This window comes from Nonomuraea sp. NPDC049141 (assembly GCF_040648415.1).
Lineage (GTDB): Bacteria > Actinomycetota > Actinomycetes > Streptosporangiales > Streptosporangiaceae > Nonomuraea.
This window is the reverse complement of the sequence record NZ_JBEZDR010000008.1, coordinates 19,510-37,058: the sequence shown is the minus strand read 5'-3', so window position 1 is coordinate 37,058 and position 17,549 is coordinate 19,510. Positions and strand designations below refer to the sequence as shown.

17 protein-coding genes are annotated in these 17,549 nt (G+C 69.6%); 9 read left to right on the top strand and 8 right to left on the bottom strand.

What is annotated here, in order from left to right; genetic code table 11:
• Positions 1-33: 33 nt before the first annotated feature.
• A complete protein-coding gene (locus tag AB0B91_RS24520) occupies positions 34-1,266 on the top strand; it encodes an MFS transporter (RefSeq protein ID WP_358323704.1) in 1,233 nt (410 codons plus the stop codon).
• A 30-nt stretch (positions 1,267-1,296) separates the two neighbouring features.
• Here the strand turns inward: AB0B91_RS24520 and AB0B91_RS24515 are convergent, their stop codons facing one another.
• Positions 1,297-1,830, bottom strand: a complete 534-nt coding sequence (locus AB0B91_RS24515; protein WP_358323701.1) for a GNAT family N-acetyltransferase — start codon at positions 1,828-1,830, stop codon at positions 1,297-1,299.
• A 47-nt stretch (positions 1,831-1,877) separates the two neighbouring features.
• On the opposite strand from AB0B91_RS24515, the gene AB0B91_RS24510 reads away from it, so the two are divergent.
• Together AB0B91_RS24510 and AB0B91_RS24505 are read left to right on the top strand one after the other, a co-directional pair.
• Complete coding sequence (locus AB0B91_RS24510) at positions 1,878-3,170, top strand: hydroxyacid-oxoacid transhydrogenase (protein ID WP_358323698.1); 1,293 nt, start codon at positions 1,878-1,880, stop codon at positions 3,168-3,170.
• A gap of 24 nt (positions 3,171-3,194) precedes the next feature.
• Positions 3,195-3,875 carry a methyltransferase domain-containing protein gene (locus AB0B91_RS24505; protein WP_358323695.1) on the top strand — a complete coding sequence of 227 codons (681 nt, stop codon included), beginning with the start codon at positions 3,195-3,197 and terminating at the stop codon, positions 3,873-3,875.
• 68 nt (positions 3,876-3,943) lie between these two features.
• On the opposite strand, the gene AB0B91_RS24500 is transcribed toward AB0B91_RS24505, so the two are convergent.
• Both AB0B91_RS24500 and AB0B91_RS24495 read right to left on the bottom strand, forming a co-directional pair.
• Complete coding sequence (locus AB0B91_RS24500) at positions 3,944-5,176, bottom strand: alkyl sulfatase dimerization domain-containing protein (RefSeq protein WP_358323694.1); 1,233 nt, start codon at positions 5,174-5,176, stop codon at positions 3,944-3,946.
• A gap of 159 nt (positions 5,177-5,335) precedes the next feature.
• A complete protein-coding gene (locus AB0B91_RS24495; RefSeq protein WP_358323692.1) occupies positions 5,336-5,764 on the bottom strand; it encodes a hypothetical protein in 429 nt (142 codons plus the stop codon).
• Positions 5,765-6,077: 313 nt separating this feature from the next.
• Between AB0B91_RS24495 and AB0B91_RS24490 the strand changes: the two genes are divergently transcribed.
• The gene (locus AB0B91_RS24490; RefSeq protein ID WP_358323689.1) at positions 6,078-6,632 is read left to right on the top strand and encodes an EF-hand domain-containing protein; all 555 of its coding nucleotides are present in this window, start codon (positions 6,078-6,080) and stop codon (positions 6,630-6,632) included.
• 59 nt (positions 6,633-6,691) lie between these two features.
• Here the strand turns inward: AB0B91_RS24490 and AB0B91_RS24485 are convergent, their stop codons facing one another.
• Entirely contained in the window at positions 6,692-7,675 is a 984-nt protein-coding gene (locus AB0B91_RS24485) for an alpha/beta hydrolase (RefSeq protein ID WP_358323686.1), read from the bottom strand.
• A gap of 139 nt (positions 7,676-7,814) precedes the next feature.
• On the bottom strand, positions 7,815-8,522 hold the full coding sequence (locus AB0B91_RS24480; protein ID WP_358323684.1) for a hypothetical protein: 708 nt from the start codon (positions 8,520-8,522) through the stop codon (positions 7,815-7,817).
• 212 nt (positions 8,523-8,734) lie between these two features.
• Here AB0B91_RS24480 and AB0B91_RS24475 point away from each other — a divergent pair, with 212 nt between their 5' ends.
• The 5 genes from AB0B91_RS24475 to AB0B91_RS24455 all read left to right on the top strand — a co-directional run bounded on the left by AB0B91_RS24475 (position 8,735) and on the right by AB0B91_RS24455 (position 14,923).
• The gene (locus AB0B91_RS24475) at positions 8,735-9,883 is read left to right on the top strand and encodes a histidine kinase (RefSeq protein WP_358323681.1); all 1,149 of its coding nucleotides are present in this window, start codon (positions 8,735-8,737) and stop codon (positions 9,881-9,883) included.
• A 10-nt stretch (positions 9,884-9,893) separates the two neighbouring features.
• Entirely contained in the window at positions 9,894-10,574 is a 681-nt protein-coding gene (locus tag AB0B91_RS24470; protein ID WP_358323678.1) for a response regulator transcription factor, read from the top strand.
• Between the two features lie 67 nt (positions 10,575-10,641).
• Complete coding sequence (locus tag AB0B91_RS24465; protein ID WP_358323675.1) at positions 10,642-11,238, top strand: helix-turn-helix domain-containing protein; 597 nt, start codon at positions 10,642-10,644, stop codon at positions 11,236-11,238.
• The gene (locus tag AB0B91_RS24460; RefSeq protein WP_358323673.1) at positions 11,238-12,971 is read left to right on the top strand and encodes an ABC transporter ATP-binding protein; all 1,734 of its coding nucleotides are present in this window, start codon (positions 11,238-11,240) and stop codon (positions 12,969-12,971) included. Before AB0B91_RS24465 ends, AB0B91_RS24460 begins: the two co-directional genes overlap by 1 nt.
• Positions 12,968-14,923, top strand: coding sequence for an ABC transporter ATP-binding protein (locus AB0B91_RS24455; protein WP_358323670.1), 1,956 nt, complete (start codon positions 12,968-12,970; stop codon positions 14,921-14,923). Before AB0B91_RS24460 ends, AB0B91_RS24455 begins: the two co-directional genes overlap by 4 nt.
• A 66-nt stretch (positions 14,924-14,989) precedes the next feature.
• On the opposite strand, the gene AB0B91_RS24450 is transcribed toward AB0B91_RS24455, so the two are convergent.
• The 3 genes from AB0B91_RS24450 to AB0B91_RS24440 all read right to left on the bottom strand — a co-directional run bounded on the left by AB0B91_RS24450 (position 14,990) and on the right by AB0B91_RS24440 (position 17,453).
• Positions 14,990-15,298 (bottom strand): MiAMP1 family antimicrobial peptide, encoded by a 309-nt coding sequence (locus AB0B91_RS24450; RefSeq protein ID WP_358323667.1) that lies wholly within the window; start codon positions 15,296-15,298, stop codon positions 14,990-14,992.
• A gap of 115 nt (positions 15,299-15,413) precedes the next feature.
• Complete coding sequence (locus tag AB0B91_RS24445; RefSeq protein WP_358323664.1) at positions 15,414-16,025, bottom strand: hypothetical protein; 612 nt, start codon at positions 16,023-16,025, stop codon at positions 15,414-15,416.
• A 96-nt stretch (positions 16,026-16,121) separates the two neighbouring features.
• Positions 16,122-17,453: an NB-ARC domain-containing protein gene (locus AB0B91_RS24440; RefSeq protein WP_358323661.1), complete on the bottom strand. Its 1,332-nt coding sequence runs from the start codon at positions 17,451-17,453 to the stop codon at positions 16,122-16,124.
• Positions 17,454-17,549 lie beyond the last annotated feature (96 nt).

The following is a 17,549-nucleotide window of genomic DNA, read 5'->3' as shown; positions in this document are numbered from 1 at the left end:
GGTCCTAACGTTCGCGGCACGCGGAGCCCCTCGATGCCTCACCTGATGCCGGATGCCGGACCGCAGCGTGTCCTCGCGGTCTCCAACTTCGTCTACACCCTTGGCAGCGGCCTCTACCTGACCGCCGGGGTGCTGTATTTCACCGAGGGGGTCCACCTTCAGGCCGGCCAGGTGGGTCTGGGGCTCGGCATCGCCGGTCTCGTCTCGCTGGCCTTGGGCATCGCCATAGGTCATCTCGCGGACAAGTACGGAGCACGCGGCGTGTACGCGGTCACGCTCGTCGTCCAGGCTCTGGCGACGGCCGGGTTCGTGCTGGCGGACAGCTTCTGGCCGTTCCTCCTTGCCGTGTGCACGGCCACGGGGGCGAAGGCGGCCGGGCTGGCGGCACGCAGTCCGCTCATCCGGCACTACGGTGGCGACCGGCCCCAGGAGTTCCGCGCGTATCTCCGCGCCGTCACCAACGTCGGTGTCTCCTTCGGTGCCCTGCTGGCCGGCTGGGCCGTCCAGGTCGACACTCTCATGGCGTACCGGTTGCTCGTGGTCGGCAATGCCGTCGCCTTCGCCGCTTCCGCGATCATCCTGGTCCGCCTGCCGCCGGTCCCGCCCGGACCCGTCGTCCGGGGGCCTCGCTGGATCGCCCTGCGGGATCGGCCCTACCTGCTGCTCACCGGGCTCGACGGCATCATGGCCGTCCAGTTCAAGGTGCTGACCGTGGCCATACCACTGTGGCTGGTGGGAGCCACCGCCGCACCGCGCTGGCTCGTGTCGGGGACCATGCTGATCAGCACCGTCATGGTGGTCGCGCTCCAGGTACGAGCCAGCCGCGGCATCGATTCCCCGGTGGCCGGCGGGGGCGCCTATCGCCGAGCAGGCGTGGCCTTCCTCATCTCCTGCTCGCTGGTCCCGTTGTCCGCCGGCCTGCCGGGATGGGCCGCGGCGGCGCTGCTCATCGCCGCCGTGGTGATCCATACGGTCGGCGAGCTGTGGCACTCCGCCGCGGGCTTCGAGGTGTCCTTCGCCCTCGCGCCGGCGCACGCCACCGGCCAGTACCTGGGCGTGTTCGGCCTGGGCGCCGGGCTGGCCGAGGGCCTCGGCCCCGCCCTGCTCATCGCGCTCTGCATCACATGGGGTGCCCCTGGCTGGTACGTCGTCGGCGGGCTGTTCGCCCTGACAGGCCTGGCGGCACCACTCGCCGTCCGCTGGGCGGAGCGACAGCGGCACAGCCGCCCTCCACATGCCACGACCGGGTCATTGAGCAGCCCCTGACGGCTGCCGGCCACGACCGCGATCGAGGGATCAGCTTGGAGACAGGAACACGACGACGTCCGTCTCGTTGCCCGGCAGGGGTTCGGGCTCCTGCCAGCCGATGCGGCGGTAGAAGGCGAGCGTGTCGTGCGCCTGGCTCCAGGCCAGCAGCCACGCCCGACCGCCGGGCGCGGTGGCGGTGAGGGCGGACAGCAGCCGCCGCCCTAGACCGGTGCCGCGGGCGTGTGACCGTACTCCCAGTTCGTCGACCTCGAAGGCGCCCACCAGCAGCTCGTTCACCCGGTCGGCGCCGAGCCGCCTGGTCACCTCCCCATAGGCGCGATCGGTGCGGAACGGGGCCTGGGTGATCCAGCCCGTGACGAAGCCATCTATCTCACCGTCGTCTGACATCGCCAGCATGGCCCGGAAACCGGGACGGTGCGCGTCCGACTCGAGCCGCTCCCGGAACGCCGCCCGGGTCGCCTCGGTCTCTCGGTGCTGCCAGGGCGGGGCGGTGAAGATCTCGACATATGCCTCGGTGAGCTCGTCGGCGACGACAAGGATGTCCAGCTCGAAGTGTCGCATGGCGAGCAAACTTATCCTCTGTCGCCAGGGCGGGTAAGGGGACCGACATGACGACCACGCCTCCGGTCAACCCCGAGACCGTCTTCACCTACGGCGCGCCTCAGCTGAAGTTCGGCAACGGCGCCGCCGACGAGATCGGCTTCGACCTCAGCCGGTACGACGGCGTCCGGCGCGTCCTGATCGTCACCGATCACGGCGTCGCCGCCACCGGCACCCCGCATCGGATCGCCGATCAGATCCGCGGCCACGGCCTCGACGCCCAGGTCTACGACCAGGTCCACATCGAACCGACCGACGCCAGCCTTGACGCCGCCATCGCGCACGCCCGCGCCGGCGGCCCCTGGGACGCGATCGTCGGCGTCGGCGGCGGATCCAGCATCGACACCGCCAAGGCGATCAACTTGATGCTCACCAACCCCGGCGAGCTGATGGACTACGTCAACGCCCCGGTCGGGCTGGGAAGAGCCCCGGTCAATCCGCTCAAGCCGCTCATCGCCGTACCCACGACCACCGGAACCGGCGCGGAGAGCACCACCATCTGCGTGCTCGACGTGCTGTCACTCCAGGTCAAGACCGGCATCAGCCACGCCAGGCTGCGCCCCGCGCTCGCCGTCGTCGACCCCGACCTGACACTGACCCAGCCCGCGCAGGTGACCGCCTCAGCCGGCATGGACATCCTCTGTCACGCGGTCGAGAGTTACACCGCCCGTTGGTACACCGACGGCGAGCGTAAACGCCCTGAGCAGCGCGTGCCCTACTGCGGCGCGAACCCGATCTCCGACATGTGGGCCGAGCAGGCCATGCGGCTGCTGTCCAGGTCGTTCCGGCGCGCCGTGCGCCACGGCGACGACGCGGCGGCCCGCGGCGAGATGGCGCTGGCCGCGACGTTCGCCGGGATGGGCTTCGGCAACGCCGGCGTGCACATCCCGCACGCCAACGCCTATCCCATCGCCGGACAGGTGCGCGACTTCCACCCGAAGGGATATCCCGGGCACGAGCCGATGGTCCCGCACGGGATGTCGGTCGCGCTCACGGCGCCGGAGGCCTTCAGGTTCACCTTCCGGGCGGCGCCGGAACGGCACCTGCGCGCCGCACGGCTGCTCGCCCCGGACCGGCGGGAACCGGCCGAGCCGGCCGAGTTCCTGCCGTCCGTCCTCATCGACCTCATGCGCGACATCGGCCTCCCCAACGGGATCGGCGCCGTCGGGTACGGCACAGGCGACATAGACGCACTCGTCGAAGGGACGATGAGACAGCAACGCCTGCTCGCGACCGCTCCGCTGCCGGTGACCGAGGATGACGTGGCGGGCATCTTCGCCCGCTCGATCGAACTATGGTGACCCGCGTCCTGGCACCATCGGGTTGTGGTTCACGCAGACATGATCATGTCGTCTCGTTCCTTCCTCGAATACCGGGCCATGTTCGCGCTCGACGATCGCGACCTGGACGGCGTCAGCCTCGACTGCGCCGGCGGCGCCTCCGGCTTCGTCGCCGAGGCCGGAGCGATGGGCGTCCGGGCTCTGGCGGCCGACCCGCTTTACGCGCATGGCGCCACCGTGCTCGCCGAGCGTCTGTCGGCCGACCTGGAGCAGGGCAACTCCATGATCAGCGCGAACGCCGACCGGTTCGTATGGGACTGGTACGGCTCGGCCGAACGCCGCCGGGAGATGCGGCTGCGCGCCAGGAGCGCCTTCATCACCGACATCCACCGGCGGCCCGGCGCGTACCTCGCCGCCCGCCTGCCACACCTCCCGCTGGCCGAGGGGAGTGTGGACCTGGTGCTCTGCTCACACTTGCTGTTCACCTGGGCCGACCGGCTGGATCAGGAATGGCACCGGGCGGCGATCATGGAGATGAGCCGGGTCAGCCGGCGTGAGGTGAGGATCTTCCCGCTGGTCCGCATGGGCGACGGCGAGCCGGTCGCGTTTCTCGACGCGCTTCGGGCGGAGTTGCGGGCCGACGGGCTCGCGTGCGCGGTCCGCGAGGTCCCGTACGAGTTCCAGCGCGGCGCCCGCCACATGCTGACCGTCGCCAAGCGCCGCTGACTCACGCGGAGGCGGCCTGGACGAGCGCCGGTGTGCGCCGGTGAACGCCGGTGAACAAGGTGGCGCTCTCACGAGCGCTGCCTGGACTCCGTGGCGGCCCAGGCGAAGATGCCCTTAGCCATGAGGGACAGCTCGCCGGCCGCCCTGGCGGAGAACACTTCCGCGCGTACGCGATGCACCCCCGCGTCGTCCGGAGCCGCCAGGGCGGCCATTTCCGCCAAATGCCCGGCCAGTCGCTCGTCTCCTTCGGAAAGGGCTTTGAGTGCCGCGTCCGCGAGGGCTCGGGCCCCACCCGCCAGTTCCGCGACCGATTTCGCCAGCACCGCCTCGGGGGCGGGCTTCAGCTGGGCCGGATTGCCGTCGTACCAGCCACCGTAGAGGCGCCACAGATTGCGTACGACGAATTCCGGCTCGTCGTACCGTGCCCGCAGATAGGGCCGGTCGGCGAGCCGCTCCGGCGCTTTCACGGAGTGGACGATCTCGTCGAGTCGCGCACCCGCGTTGAGCAGTTCCAGGGTCTGCGTGATGAGCGACTCCAGCCATTCGGCCGTTTCCAGCAACGCCTGCCGGATGCGGTCGCGGCCGAAGATCGGGGCGCCGTGACCGGGAAGCATGATTTCGGCGTCCATGGCGGCCATCCGGTGCAACGCGTGCACCCATTCCCGGGGATAGCGCTGCGCCTTCTGCGGGTTGCCGCAGTTGGGCGTCACCCAGATGAACAGGTCTCCGGGCAACAGCAGTCGGTGCTCGCGTACGTAGCCGATGGTCCCGTCGTCGGTCTCGCCCTTGGCGTGCACGAGGTCGAAGGTGAGCCCACCGCGCCGCACGGTCAGCGCGTCCGTGTAGGTCACGTCCGGACGGCGGTAGTCGGTGGGCCAGCGGAGCCCGGCGGCCTGGAACTGCCGCTGGTTGATCACCGAGTTGTAGCCATTCGTCAGTACGTAACGCTCGAACCGCTCGACAACCGCCTGATGGGCGTAAATCGTGGCCGGCGGCCCCGATTCCTCGAACGGCCCCGTCCCGAAGACGTGATCGATGTGCCCGTGCGAGTAGAACGCGGTGGTCAGCGGGGCCCGCGTCCAGGCCCGGACGTCCTCGTGCAATTTCGCCGCCGAGAACGAGCCGCCGGTGTCGAACAGCACCAACTCGCCCTCGGTCTCGAACGCGGTCACGTTGCCGAACCCTGGCCACCAGCCAAGACCTTCGGTGATCGACTGCACGCCCTTGCCCTGCATGCCCGCGTCCACGACGCTGTCGTCCGATTCGCCGCGCCACACGCGGTCGGCGTACTCGATAATCATGGGGCCAACCCTGCTTCTAGAACCCGATTCTGGGCAAGGGTTCGCGGCGAGATTGTGCCCCTTGACGCGACCGCCGGCGGGGCGGCACCCCAACGGCCCGATCGGGTCAGACGGCGCACGTAAATATGGCAAACGGTTCCCGATAATCCCCAATATTAGTTATTTCACTTCATCGCCGACTGCCGGGGTCATTTGTGATAACGGCTGAACGTTCTGATGTTCTCCGAGAGAATCGCCGTTATGATTCGTTGCCGAGATCGTCTGGAACGCGAGCTGACGGCATTGCTGGCGCACCATCCCAGCCCGACCGAGCTCGGTGCGGCGATTTCGCGCGCGATCACCCCTTGGGTCGCACACGACGGCTTCCGTGTGGCCGGAACGCATCCTGTCACCGGCCTTTGTTCCTTCGTATTCTTCCACCAATACCCGTGCGATCTGCTGTACCGGCAGGTGCACAACACCCATCTCGGCGACGACCCGTGCGGAGTCGCCGAGATGGCCCGCAGACAGGTGCCGGCTGGCATGGTGTACGCCGGCGGCCGGGGGCCGGCGCGCTTCCCTCAGGCGCAGGAGATCCTGGTCCGCCACGGGGGGCGGGCATGGATGGCTCAGCTCTTCCCGGAGGACGTCCGGCCGCCAGAGCTGATCGCGTACGGGCTGTCGCAAGAACCCTCGCTCGTCGCCAGGGGGCTCCACCGCGACCCGCAGACCGAGCGCTCGTTGATCTGCCTGCCATGCGCACCTCAAAGCGGTGTACCGCAAGATGAGCGCCGGCGGACGCGACGAACTCATCGCCGCGCTCACCGCCGGATGACACCGCACCACATTCCCATGGTTGCGCAAAGTATTCGTCTAGGTACTGTAGGTAGCGACAGTGCTGGCAGGCGTTCAGGAGGCAGCTGTGTCCCAGGAACTGGTCGAGGCGAACATCGCCGGCGTCTTCGCGGTCTTCGACAGCGACGGCGATGGCCACATCAGCGGGTCGGACTTCACATCGCGGGCCGGTCATCTCTGCGCCGCCCTGGCGCCAGAGGCCGGATCCCCCCACCACAACGCCCTTCAGTCCGCCTTCGCCGCCTGGTGGGAGCAGATCCGCGACGACATCGACAGCGACGGCGACGGCAGGGTGAGCCGGGAGGAGTTCGTCGCGGCGATGCTCTCGGGCGCGGGCCGCGACCCACGCTTCCTCGCGGTGACCGACCGGGCGACCGCCGCCGTCTTCGACGCCGCCGACAGCGACGGGGACGGCACCATCTCACGCGAGGAGTTCGCCCGCTTCTACCACGCTGTGGAGATCCCCGACGAAGCCATCTCGATCGCCTTCGACAAGCTGGACACCGACGGCGATGGCACGATCTCCCGCCAGGAGCTCATCGCGGGCACACAGGCGCTGCTGACCAGCTCGGATCCGGACGAGCCGGGGACCTGGCTGGTGGGTAAGACGCCGGCGCACTGATCGTCGCGACCTCCTGCCGGCTCGCCGGCCTTCGGCTATGGGCGAGCCGCAGGAGGCCGCTACCTCAGGGAGGCAAGCCAGTCGCTGAGGATCTCGTTGACCTCCTCGCGGCGCTCCTGCTGGATCCAGTGGCCGCAGCCGTCGAGGATGTGCGAGGAGAGCAGGCCCGGCAGGGTGGCGGGATATGCCTTGATGGCGTCGGCCAGCCAAGTGGTGGAGGCGTCCAGCGCCCCGCCGATGAACAGGGACGGCTGGGTGATGGGGGAGCCGTCGAAACCGGCGAGGTCTTCCCAGTCCCGGTCCATGTTCCGATAGCGGTTGAGCGCCCCGCTCATGCCGGTCCGCTCGAACTCCGCGGCGTAGACATCGAGGTCGTCCTCACTGAGCCAGACGGGCAGCCGATCGACGGGGAAACGGTCGCGCAGCGTCCCGCCCCGGGACACGAAGTGCGGATCGGGGGCGTCGGCGGCCGGCATGGTGTCGGCCGAGAAGGCGGCGTAGAAGTCGGCGAGCCAGCCGCGGACATCGGGTTCGATCTCGGCCTCGGCCCGCCCTGGCGCCTGGAAGTAGCTGACGTAGAACTCCTCCTCCCCGCCCATGCGCGCGAACACCTCGCTGGGCCGCGGCCCGCCGCGCGGGGCGTACGGCACGCTCAGCAGCCCGACCGAGCGGAAGACGTCGGGCCTGACCAGGGCGGAGCCGGCGGCGATGGTCGCGCCCCAGTCATGGCCCACGATCACCGCCGTCCGCTCGCCCAGGGCGCGCACCACCGCGACGTTGTCCTCGACCAGGTCGAGCATCCGGTACGCGGCCACCCCCTCAGGCTTGGCCGAGCGGCCATAGCCACGAACATCCACGGCGACGGCCCGGTAGCCGGCCGCGGCCAGCACCGGCAACTGGTGGCGCCAGGAGTACCAGGACTCAGGGAACCCATGTACCAGGAGCACCAGCGGCCCGGAGCCCTGCTCCACCAGGTGGATGCGGCCGGTGCCAGACAGGACCAGACGATGCGTCATCTCCGCGACCGGATCATGCTGCGACATCAATCCTCCAAAGCTTCGGGGGAGCCGCGGGCGTCGTGACCGGGTCGGCCCGCCGTCCGACGGCACCCACGCCAAGCATCCGGCGGCCGGTGAGAGCATCACGAATCGCGTTGCCGTATTGGCAAACCCGCTCGATACGTCACGCCGCGGCGGCCGCGGCGCGCTCGCGCTGGAAGACGCGCACGCCGGCCACCCCGAGGGGCAGGTACAGCGCGGCGAACGCGGTGCCGATCACATACGTCAGGTCGACCGGGATGAACATCATCGCGACGAAGGCGCCGAGATAGACCGCGGTCAGCCACCAGCCCACGACACCCGCCCGGGCGAGCCCGGCGCACAGCGCGAGCAGGCCCAGGAAGGCGAACATCTCGGTCCCGCTCCACAGAGGCATGAACGCCGACCCGTCCACGGTGTCGGAGATCCGCACCGCGACGTCCATCGGGAGCTGCTGCCCGGTGACCATCCGCCACCAGTCGTCGCGCACCGCCCCGGACACGTTCAGCAGTCCCAGCGCGGTGGCCAGCACCCCGAACGCCACCGGCCACCGGCCCTTGCGGCCGCGGACCAGCCCGGGCACCGCCAGCGCGCCGAGCGCGCCGACGATCAGGCCGTAGTGCAGCAGGATCGCCGACAGCTCCGTCAGGAACGAGTCGCGGGCCAGCGAGGTGACGTAGTCGATCGTCGAGTTCGAGTCCTGGGGCGGGCACGCCATCATGCCGGCGAACATCAGCAGGGGGCTGCTGATCAGGGCGGTGCCGCCGGCGCGCCGCAGGAACCGGCTCGCCCGGTCGGCGCCTTCGGGGAGCACCTCCGAGGCGGCCGGGGCGGTGTGGGTAAGGGGGGTCATGTCGTACCTCCGTGTCGCTGGGGTGGAACGTTGCGGTGAGAACTCTTCCGCCGCGGCACCCGGTGGCGCGTCAGCCATCGCGCACCGTGATCGATCCCCGATCCGGCGGACGGCATCCGGGCCGGGTCCACCGAACGGCGGATGCCGCGGCCTGCGGCGGTCCGCCGTCCGGGGGAGTCGGCAGGCGGCGCGCCTGGTTACGATCGGTGGCCATGACGATGACCCGGCTGAGGGACGTCCGCCTCATCCCCCTGCTCGCCGGCCCGCTGATCGGCTTCCTGGCCGTGATGGAGACGCGGCTCGACGACTTCTTCGGTGCCAGCGCCACCGCCACCTGGATCTGGGGCGTTCTGCTGGGGGCCGGGGTGGTGGTCGCGGCCTGGTACCCGCTGGCCGGTACGGTCATCGCGGCCGCCTGCCTGCCGATCCCCGTGGTCGCGTTCGACGCGCCAGGAGTCGGTGGCGCGGCGATGATCGGGCTGATCGGGGTGGTGGCATGGGCCGGCTGGCGCGAGCCGCCCCGGCGTTCGGCCCTGGCGTTCTGCGCCGCGGCCGTGTCCTTCGCGAGCGCCCAGATGGTCGCCGGCCTGTCGCTGTGGGAGCTGTTCTTCATCCCGGCGATCCTGCTGCCCGGCCTGTGCATGGGGCTGCTCGCCCGCCGCAGCGGCGAGCGGGCGGCCAAGCTCGCCGAACTGGCCGCCGCTCTCGACGCGGAACGCGAGGCGAACGCCCAGGCCGCGGTCGCGCAGGAGCGTACGCGCATCGCACGGGAGGTGCACGACGCGGTCGCGCACTCGGTCAGCGTGATGACCCTGCAACTGGGCGGCCTGCGCCGGCTGCTCGACGGACGCCCGGCCGAGCAGGAGATCGTGGCCGGGCTGGAGCGGCTCGGACGGCAGACGGTGGAGGAGATGCGCGGTCTGGTCGGCATCCTGCGCGAGCACGTCGACGGCGAACGGCCGGCCCCCGCGCCGTCACTGGCCCGCGTCGGCGAGCTGATCTCGGATGTCCGCGCCGCCGGCCTGAAGGTGACCCTGGATTCCCCCGCCGAGCCGCCCCGGCTGCCGCCGGTCCTGGACCTCACCGCGTACCGGGTGCTTCAGGAAGCTCTGACGAACGTGCTGCGGCACGCCGGAGAGGTGCCGACCGCGGTCACCATCGGATACACCGACCAGGCCCTCACCCTTGAGGTACGCAACGAGCCCGGACAAGCGGTGCGTCGAGTCCCCGGGCGCGGCGGCCACGGGCTGGTCGGCATGCGTGAACGGCTGGCGATGGTGCAGGGGAGCCTGCACGCCGCCGCCGAGCCGGACGGCGGGTTCGCGGTCCGCGCCCGGTTCCCCATTCCTCGCACATGGTAGGAAAAGCGGCATGACAATCTCGGTGGCGCTCGTCGACGACGAGGCGATGATCCGGGTGGGCCTGCGGCTGGTGCTCAGCAGCGAATCGGACATCGAGGTCGTCGGCGAGGCGTCCGACGGTGTCGAGGCCCTCGACCTGGTCGCGCGTACGCGGCCCGACGTCGTGCTGATCGACGTGCGGATGCCGAAGATGGACGGGCTGGAGGCGTCGCGGCGGCTCGTCCGCGACCACCCCGAGAGCAAGGTCGTCGTGCTGACCACCTTCGACGAGGACGCGCACGTCGCCGCCGCGATGCGCGCGGGCGTCAGCGGATTCCTGCTGAAGGTCGCCCCGCCCGAGCACCTGGTCGAGGCGGTCAGGACGGTGGCGGCCGGTGGCGGGCTGCTCGACCCGGCGGTGACCCTGCGGGTGATCGCCGCGTTCGCCGGCCAGCCGGATCCCGCCAGCGCCACCAGCCGGGCAGCCGAGCTGGACTCGCTCACCGGCCGGGAGACGGACGTGCTGAAGCTGCTGGCCCAGGGCCTGACGAACACCCAGATCGCCGCCCGGCTCTTCCTGGGAGAGGCGACGGTCAAGACCCACCTGTCCCGAGTCCTGATGAAGCTCGACCTGACCACGCGCGTTCAGGCGGTCGTCTTCGCCTTTGAGAGCGGCCTCGTCCGCCCTGGAGAACAGGATCGCCACAGATAACCATTTGAACGAGTGAGTACTCGCTCATTATGCTCGCCCTGTGACAAAGAGGCGCAGGGTGCCGGCAATGGCGCCAGAAGACCGCCGGGCCGCGCTCATCGCCGCCACGGTTCCCCTGTTGCGTGAATACGGCACCGGCTTGAGCACCCGGCAGATCGCCGAGGCCGCGGGCGTGGCCGAGGGCACGATCTTCGGCGTCTTCCCCGACAAGGCCTCGCTGCTGCGGGCGGCGCTGATGAAGGCGTTCGACCCGCAGCCGGCGGTGGACGCGCTGGCGGCCATCGGCACGCGGACCGAGCTGCGCGCCCGGCTGCGCGAGGCCGTCGCGATGCTGCGGGCGGGCATGATCGCCAACGCCAAGCTCTCCGCCGCGCCCGGGGACCCGCTGGTCGACGACCCCGAGTTCCGCCAGCGGATGCTGGACAACCGGCGCCGGATCGGGTCGGCGCTCGCCGCCCTGGTCGCGCCCGACCGCGACCGGCTGCGCCGCTCTCCCGAGGGCGCGGCGCACCTGCTCCTCATGCTGATCGCGGTGAGCGTGTACCGCGGTTTCGGCCTGGACGGCGAGTTCGGCGACATGGACGACGAGGAGATCGTCTCCGTCCTGCTCGACGGGCTGCTCGTCCGGCCGTCCTCCACTCCTCCTACAGAAAGCCCTACGTGATGCTGCTCCGTCTTCTGCGGGTCCAGCTCAGGCCGTACGGGAAAGAGATCACGCTCGTCGTCCTCTTCCAGTTCGTGCAGACGCTGGCCACGCTCTATCTCCCCACCCTCAACGCCGACATCATCGACAACGGCGTCGTCAAGGGCGACACCGGATACATCGCCCGCATCGGGCTGGTGATGCTCGGTGTGACGCTGATCCAGATCACCTGCTCGATCGTGGCCGTGTACTACGGCGCCTGGACCTCGATGGCCCTGGGCCGGGATCTGCGGGCCGCGATCTTCCACCGGGTGCAGGACTTCTCCGCCCAGGAGGTCAACCGGTTCGGGCCGCCGTCTCTGATCACCCGGACCACCAACGACGTGCAGCAAATCCAGTTGCTCGTGCTGATGACGTTCACGATGATGGTGGCCGCGCCGATCATGTGCGTCGGCGGCATCGTGCTGGCGCTGCGCATCGACGTGGCGCTGTCGTCGCTGCTGCTCGTCGTGCTGCCCGTGATGATCGTCATCGTGGGCCTGATCGTGATGCGGATGCGGCCGCTGTTCCGCGCGATGCAGGAGCGCATCGACCGGATCAACCAGGTGCTGCGCGAGCAGATCACCGGCATCCGGGTCATCAGGGCCTTCGTCCGCGACCGGCACGAGCGCGAGCGCTTCGGCGTGGCCAACGAGCAGCTGACCGATGTGTCGCTGCGGGTCGGGCGGCTGATGGCGCTGATGTTCCCCTCGGTCATGCTGGTGGTGAACCTGTCCAGCGTCGCCGTGGTGTGGTTCGGCGGCCACCGCATCGCCGACGGGACCATGCAGGTGGGCGCGCTGACCGCGGTGATCTCCTACCTGATGCAGATCCTCATGTCGGTCATGATGGCGATGTTCATGTTCATGATGATCCCGCGCGCCGAGGTCTGCGCCGAGCGCATCGACGACGTGCTCGGCACCGAGCCGACCGTCCACCCGCCGGCCACTCCCATCATCCCGGAAAGACACATCGGCGAGCTTGAGTTGCGCTCGGTGGACTTCCGCTACCCGGGCGCGGCGGAGCCGGTGCTGTGCGACGTGAGCTTCGTGGCGCGGCCGGGCCGTACCACCGCGATCATCGGCAGTACGGGCAGCGGTAAGACGACGCTGCTCAACCTCATCCCCCGCCTGTTCGACGCGAGCGCCGGTGAGGTGCTGGTCGATGGCGTCAACGTGCGTGACCTCGATTCGGCCGCGCTCTCCCGGGCGGTCGGTCTGGTCCCGCAGTCGCCCTACCTCTTCTCCGGCACCGTCGCCTCCAACCTGAGGTACGGCAAGCCGGACGCGACCGACGAGGAGCTGTGGCAGGCCCTTGACGTGGCCCAGGCCCGAGAGTTCGTCGAGGCGATGCCCGGCGGCCTGGACGAGCCGATCTCCCAGGGCGGCACGAACGTCTCCGGCGGCCAGCGCCAGCGCCTGGCCATCGCCAGGACACTGGTGCACCGGCCCGAGATCTACCTGTTCGACGACTCCTTCTCCGCTCTCGACTACGCCACCGACGCCCGGCTGCGCGCCACGCTGGCCGAGAAGATCACCGACGCCACGATCGTCATCGTGGCCCAGCGGGTGAACACGATCCGCGACGCCGACCGCATCCTCGTACTCGACGAGGGCCGTGTGGTCGGCAGTGGTAACCACGCCGAGCTCATGACCAGCTGCCCGACCTATCGGGAGATCGTGCTGTCCCAGCTCACCGAACAGGAGGCAGCATGACTACCCAGGCACCCCCGCGCCGCCCACAGCCCAGTTTCGGTCCGGGACGGATGATGTCCGGGCCCGCCGAGAAGGCGCTCGACTTCGGCGGTTCGCTCCGCCGGCTGCTGCGGTTACTGCGTCCCGAGCGCGCGCTGCTGGGGATCGTCCTGGCCCTCGGCGCGACCAGCGTCGCGCTGAGCGTGACGGGGCCCAAGATCCTCGGCCACGCCACGGACCTGATCTTCTCCGGCATCATCGGGGCCCGGCTGCCCGCGGGGATCACCAAGGAGCAGGCCGTGGCGGGGCTGCGCGCCAAGGGCCAGGGCACGTTCGCCGACATGGTGTCGTCGATGAACGTCGTGCCCGGTCACGGCGTCGACTTCACCGCGCTGGCCATGGTGCTGGGCTGGGTGCTGGCGATCTACCTGCTGGCGTCGCTGCTCGGGATCGCGCAGTTCCGGCTGACCACGACCATCGTGCAGCGGGCGGCGTCCCGGCTGCGTGAGCGGATCGAGGCCAAGCTGGCGCGGCTGCCGCTGAGCTACTTCGACGGCCAGCCGCGCGGCGAGACCCTCAGCCGCGCCACCAACGACACCGACAACATCGCGCAGACGCTGCAGCAGACGATGAGCCAGCTCATCACGTCGGTGCTGACGGTCGTGGGGGTGCTGGTGGTGATGTTCTGGATCTCGCCGATCCTGGCGCTCATCGCGCTGGTCTCGGTGCCGCTGTCCGTCTACGTCACCACGATCATCGGCAAGCGGTCGCAGCCGCAGTTCATCAAGCAGTGGTCCTCGACGGGCAAGCTCAACGGCCACATCGAGGAGATGTACGGCGGGCACACGCTGGTCAAGGTGTTCGGCAGGCAGAAGGAGGCCGCCGAGATCTTCGCCGAGCACAACCAGGCCCTGTTCACCTCCAGCTTCCGCGCCCAGTTCATCTCCGGGATGATCCAGCCGGCGATGATGTTCATCGGCAACCTCAACTACGTGCTGGTCGCCGTGGTGGGCGGGCTCAAGGTGGCCTCGGGCTCGATCTCGCTGGGCGACGTGCAGGCCTTCATCCAGTACTCGCGGCAGTTCAGCCAGCCGCTGACCCAGGTGGCCGGCATGGCGAACCTGGTGCAGTCGGGTGTCGCCTCGGCCGAACGGGTCTTCGAGCTGCTGGAGGCTCCCGAGCAGTCCGAGGAGCCCGCCAAGCCCGCACGGCCCGAGCAGGTCAGGGGCCGCGTGGCGTTCGAGGACGTGTCCTTCCGCTACACGCCGGACCGGCCGCTGATCGAGAACCTGTCGCTGACCGTGGAGCCCGGCCAGACCGTGGCCATCGTCGGCCCCACGGGAGCGGGCAAGACGACGCTGGTCAACCTCATCATGCGCTTCTACGAGGTGACCGGCGGCCGGATCACGCTCGACGGCGTCGACATCGCCGAGATGTCCAGGGAGGAGCTGCGCGCCAACATCGGCATGGTGCTGCAGGACACCTGGCTGTTCGCCGGCACGATCGCGGAGAACATCGGCTACGGCGCGGAAGGCGCAACGCCCGAACGGATCGAGGCCGCCGCGGAGGCCGCCCACGTGGACCGCATCGCGCACACGCTGCCCGACGGCTACGACACGGTGATCGACGAGGAGGGCGGCGCGACGGTCAGCGCGGGAGAGAAGCAGCTGATCACGATCGCTCGGGCGTTCCTGTCCGAGCCGGCGATCCTGATCCTGGACGAGGCGACCAGCTCGGTCGACACCCGGACCGAGGTGCTCATCCAGCGGGCGATGAGCTCGCTGCGCGAGGGGCGTACCAGCTTCGTGATCGCCCACCGGCTGTCCACGATCCGCGACGCCAACCTGATCCTGGTCATGGAGAACGGGCGGATCGTCGAGCAGGGCACGCACGAGTCGCTGCTGGCCGCGGACGGCGCCTACGCCCGGCTGTACTCGGCCCAGTTCGCCCAGGCGGTCGCGGAGGTGGACTAGCTCCGCACATGAATCGGTGCCCGGTGAGATCTCACCGGGCACCGATGCTCTTCTATACGGTCACGATCAGCACACGATGAAGATGCTCTGCCAGCCGACAGGCGTCCGCTGCTCCGCGTTGCGGTTGGAAGGCAGCTCGAAGTGCATCACACCCTGCGCGTTGGGCTGGTTGTACATGCGCCCTGACTGGCCGTCGCCGTACCACTTGTAGGACCCGTGGAAGGGGATGTTGGACACCCCGCACGCGTCGAGGACGACGGACCTGCCGGTGAAGCCCCGGCCTTCGTAGGCGACGTACTGCGAGGCGTAGGCGGCACTGGCGGTGAGCGCGATGATTCCGGCGGTCAGGGCGGGGACGAGGAGAATTCTTTTCACAATGCTCCTTGAGTGCAAGTTCTGCTCGGCGAGCTGGGCTCACCGCAGGACGTCACCCATCATGTACGGAAAGTAATCATCACGACACTTACCGTGACGGCAGGCTGTGCTCGCCTCAGCGATACCACGCGGCGCGGAGGGCCTCGATCTCTTCGGGGGTGCTCTCCCGGGCGATGTACGGGATGTCGAGGATGTGGCGGCTGCCGGGCAGCTTGGCGCGGACCACAGCGGCGTCCTGGAGGACTTGCGCGTAGACGGAGGCTCCGTCCATGCAGAACACGTCGATGACCGCCACCCGCCCATCGAGGGCCTGCCGCAGGTTGCCGGGGTTCAGGTCGATGCCGTCCCACCAGGGCGTCCGGGCCCGAAACTCGGCGTCGACCGCGGCGGCGGCCTGCCGCACGTCGGCCAGGGCCACATCGCCTTCGCCCGCGCGCCACTGGCGGGCGACCTCCTCGGCCCGCACCGTCTCGAGCGGTGCCAGGAATTCCAGCACGGCCAGCGTGCCGCCACCGTCCAGCGGGCTGTCGACGGCGACGCGCGGCAGGTAGGGGTTACCGCGTCGGCGGCGACACAGTTCGAGGAAGGCGGCGTAGGCCGGATCGAACGGACACACCCTGGCCGCCCAGAGCCCGTCGGGAGAGCGCAGACCGATCGCCCAGTCGCCGACGCCGCACGGCGTCCAGCCCGCCAGCACCAGCTCGGCGGTGGCCTCGCGGTGAGTCATCGAAGGCCACGGCACGTCGGGGAGCACGGGCGCAGCCTACGAGATCCGCCCGGCCGAACGCACCCGGGTTTTCGGCCCGGCCGCACCGGAACACCGCTACACGCACGACCGGTCAACCCATCCGACCAGCCCTTTGACGACTCGGAACCGGACGCCGCCCTCCACGCCCTGGAGATCTTCAACGGCATCCGTCCTGTGCGGCAGCGCCGAAACATGGTCGCGGACCAGATCATGGAATCGGTACCGGCAGGGGGCGGACTCCCGCAGGAGATGGACGTCCAGCAGCTGGTCCAGCAGCCGTCTCGCCCGCACCACGGTCGTGTCCAGCGCGGCGGCGGCCTCGGCGGCGCCGAACTCGGTGCCGACGTGCGAACCCAGCAGCCGATACACACGTCGCTGCTCCTCGGAAAGCCGCTGATAGGACAGGTCCAGGGCGGCGCCGACGCTGTGCGGCCCGGCCGTCAACTCGGCCAGCCGATCATCCGTCAACCGGTGCAGCAGATGCCCGGCGCTCCAGGTGGAACGCGCCTGAAGCTGGACGGCGGCGATGCGGATGGCGAGCGGGAGCAGCCCGCACCGCTCCACGATCTCCACCAGGACGGTCGCCGGCGCATCCGCGACCCGCTCCTTCCCGGACGTGCGGGTGAACAGAGCGACCGCCTCCTCCGGCGGCAGGACATCCAGCGACAGGGTCCGGGTGTCGTCCAGGCCGATCAGCCGGTGCCGGCTGGTGACGATCAGCCCGCAGCCCGGGCCGGCCGGAAGCAGCGGGCGGACCTGGTCTTCGTCGGCGGCATTGTCCAGCACGATCAGGACTTTGCGATCGGCCAGCACGCTGCGATACAACGCGGCGCGGTCATCGAGGTGCTCGGGGATGTACTCGTCAACGACGCCGAGTGTGCGCAGGACGCGGGCGAGCGCGTCACCTGGATAGACGGGTGACATTCCCTCGGTATGGCCATGGAGGTCGACGAACAGCTGCCCGTCGGGAAAACGAGACGTAAGACGATGGGCGGCATGAACGGCCAGTGCCGTCTTACCGACTCCGGCCATGCCGTCAATGGCGACGGCCGTCATCGTGTTCGCATTTTCGTAGTAATCTGCCAATGCCATCAGTTCACGCCGTCGGCCCACGAATTCCGTCACGCCGGCCGGTAGTTGTCGCGGAATGGGTGGTGGGCCGGTCACTGCCGGATCGTCGCGTTCGGCGGAAGCCGACGGACCGCGAGCCACGGCGACCAGGGTCGCGCGCTCTTCACCGTCCAGCCCCAACGCCTCCGCCAGCAGCAGGATCGACCTGGTACGCGGCTGCTGGAGTCCGTCGTGTTCCAACCGGCGAACGGTCCGGACGTTCAGGCCGGCCCGTTCGGCCAGTTGCTCCTGGGTCAGCAACGCCCGCTTCCGCCACGTGCGCAGCAGCGTTCCCAAAGAGAAATCGGCGTCGGGACACCGTATGACTTCGGCCGGCCGGGAAGCGGCTCCGGGCTCATCAGGTTGGATAAGGTCGTCCTTACGTCTGCACGC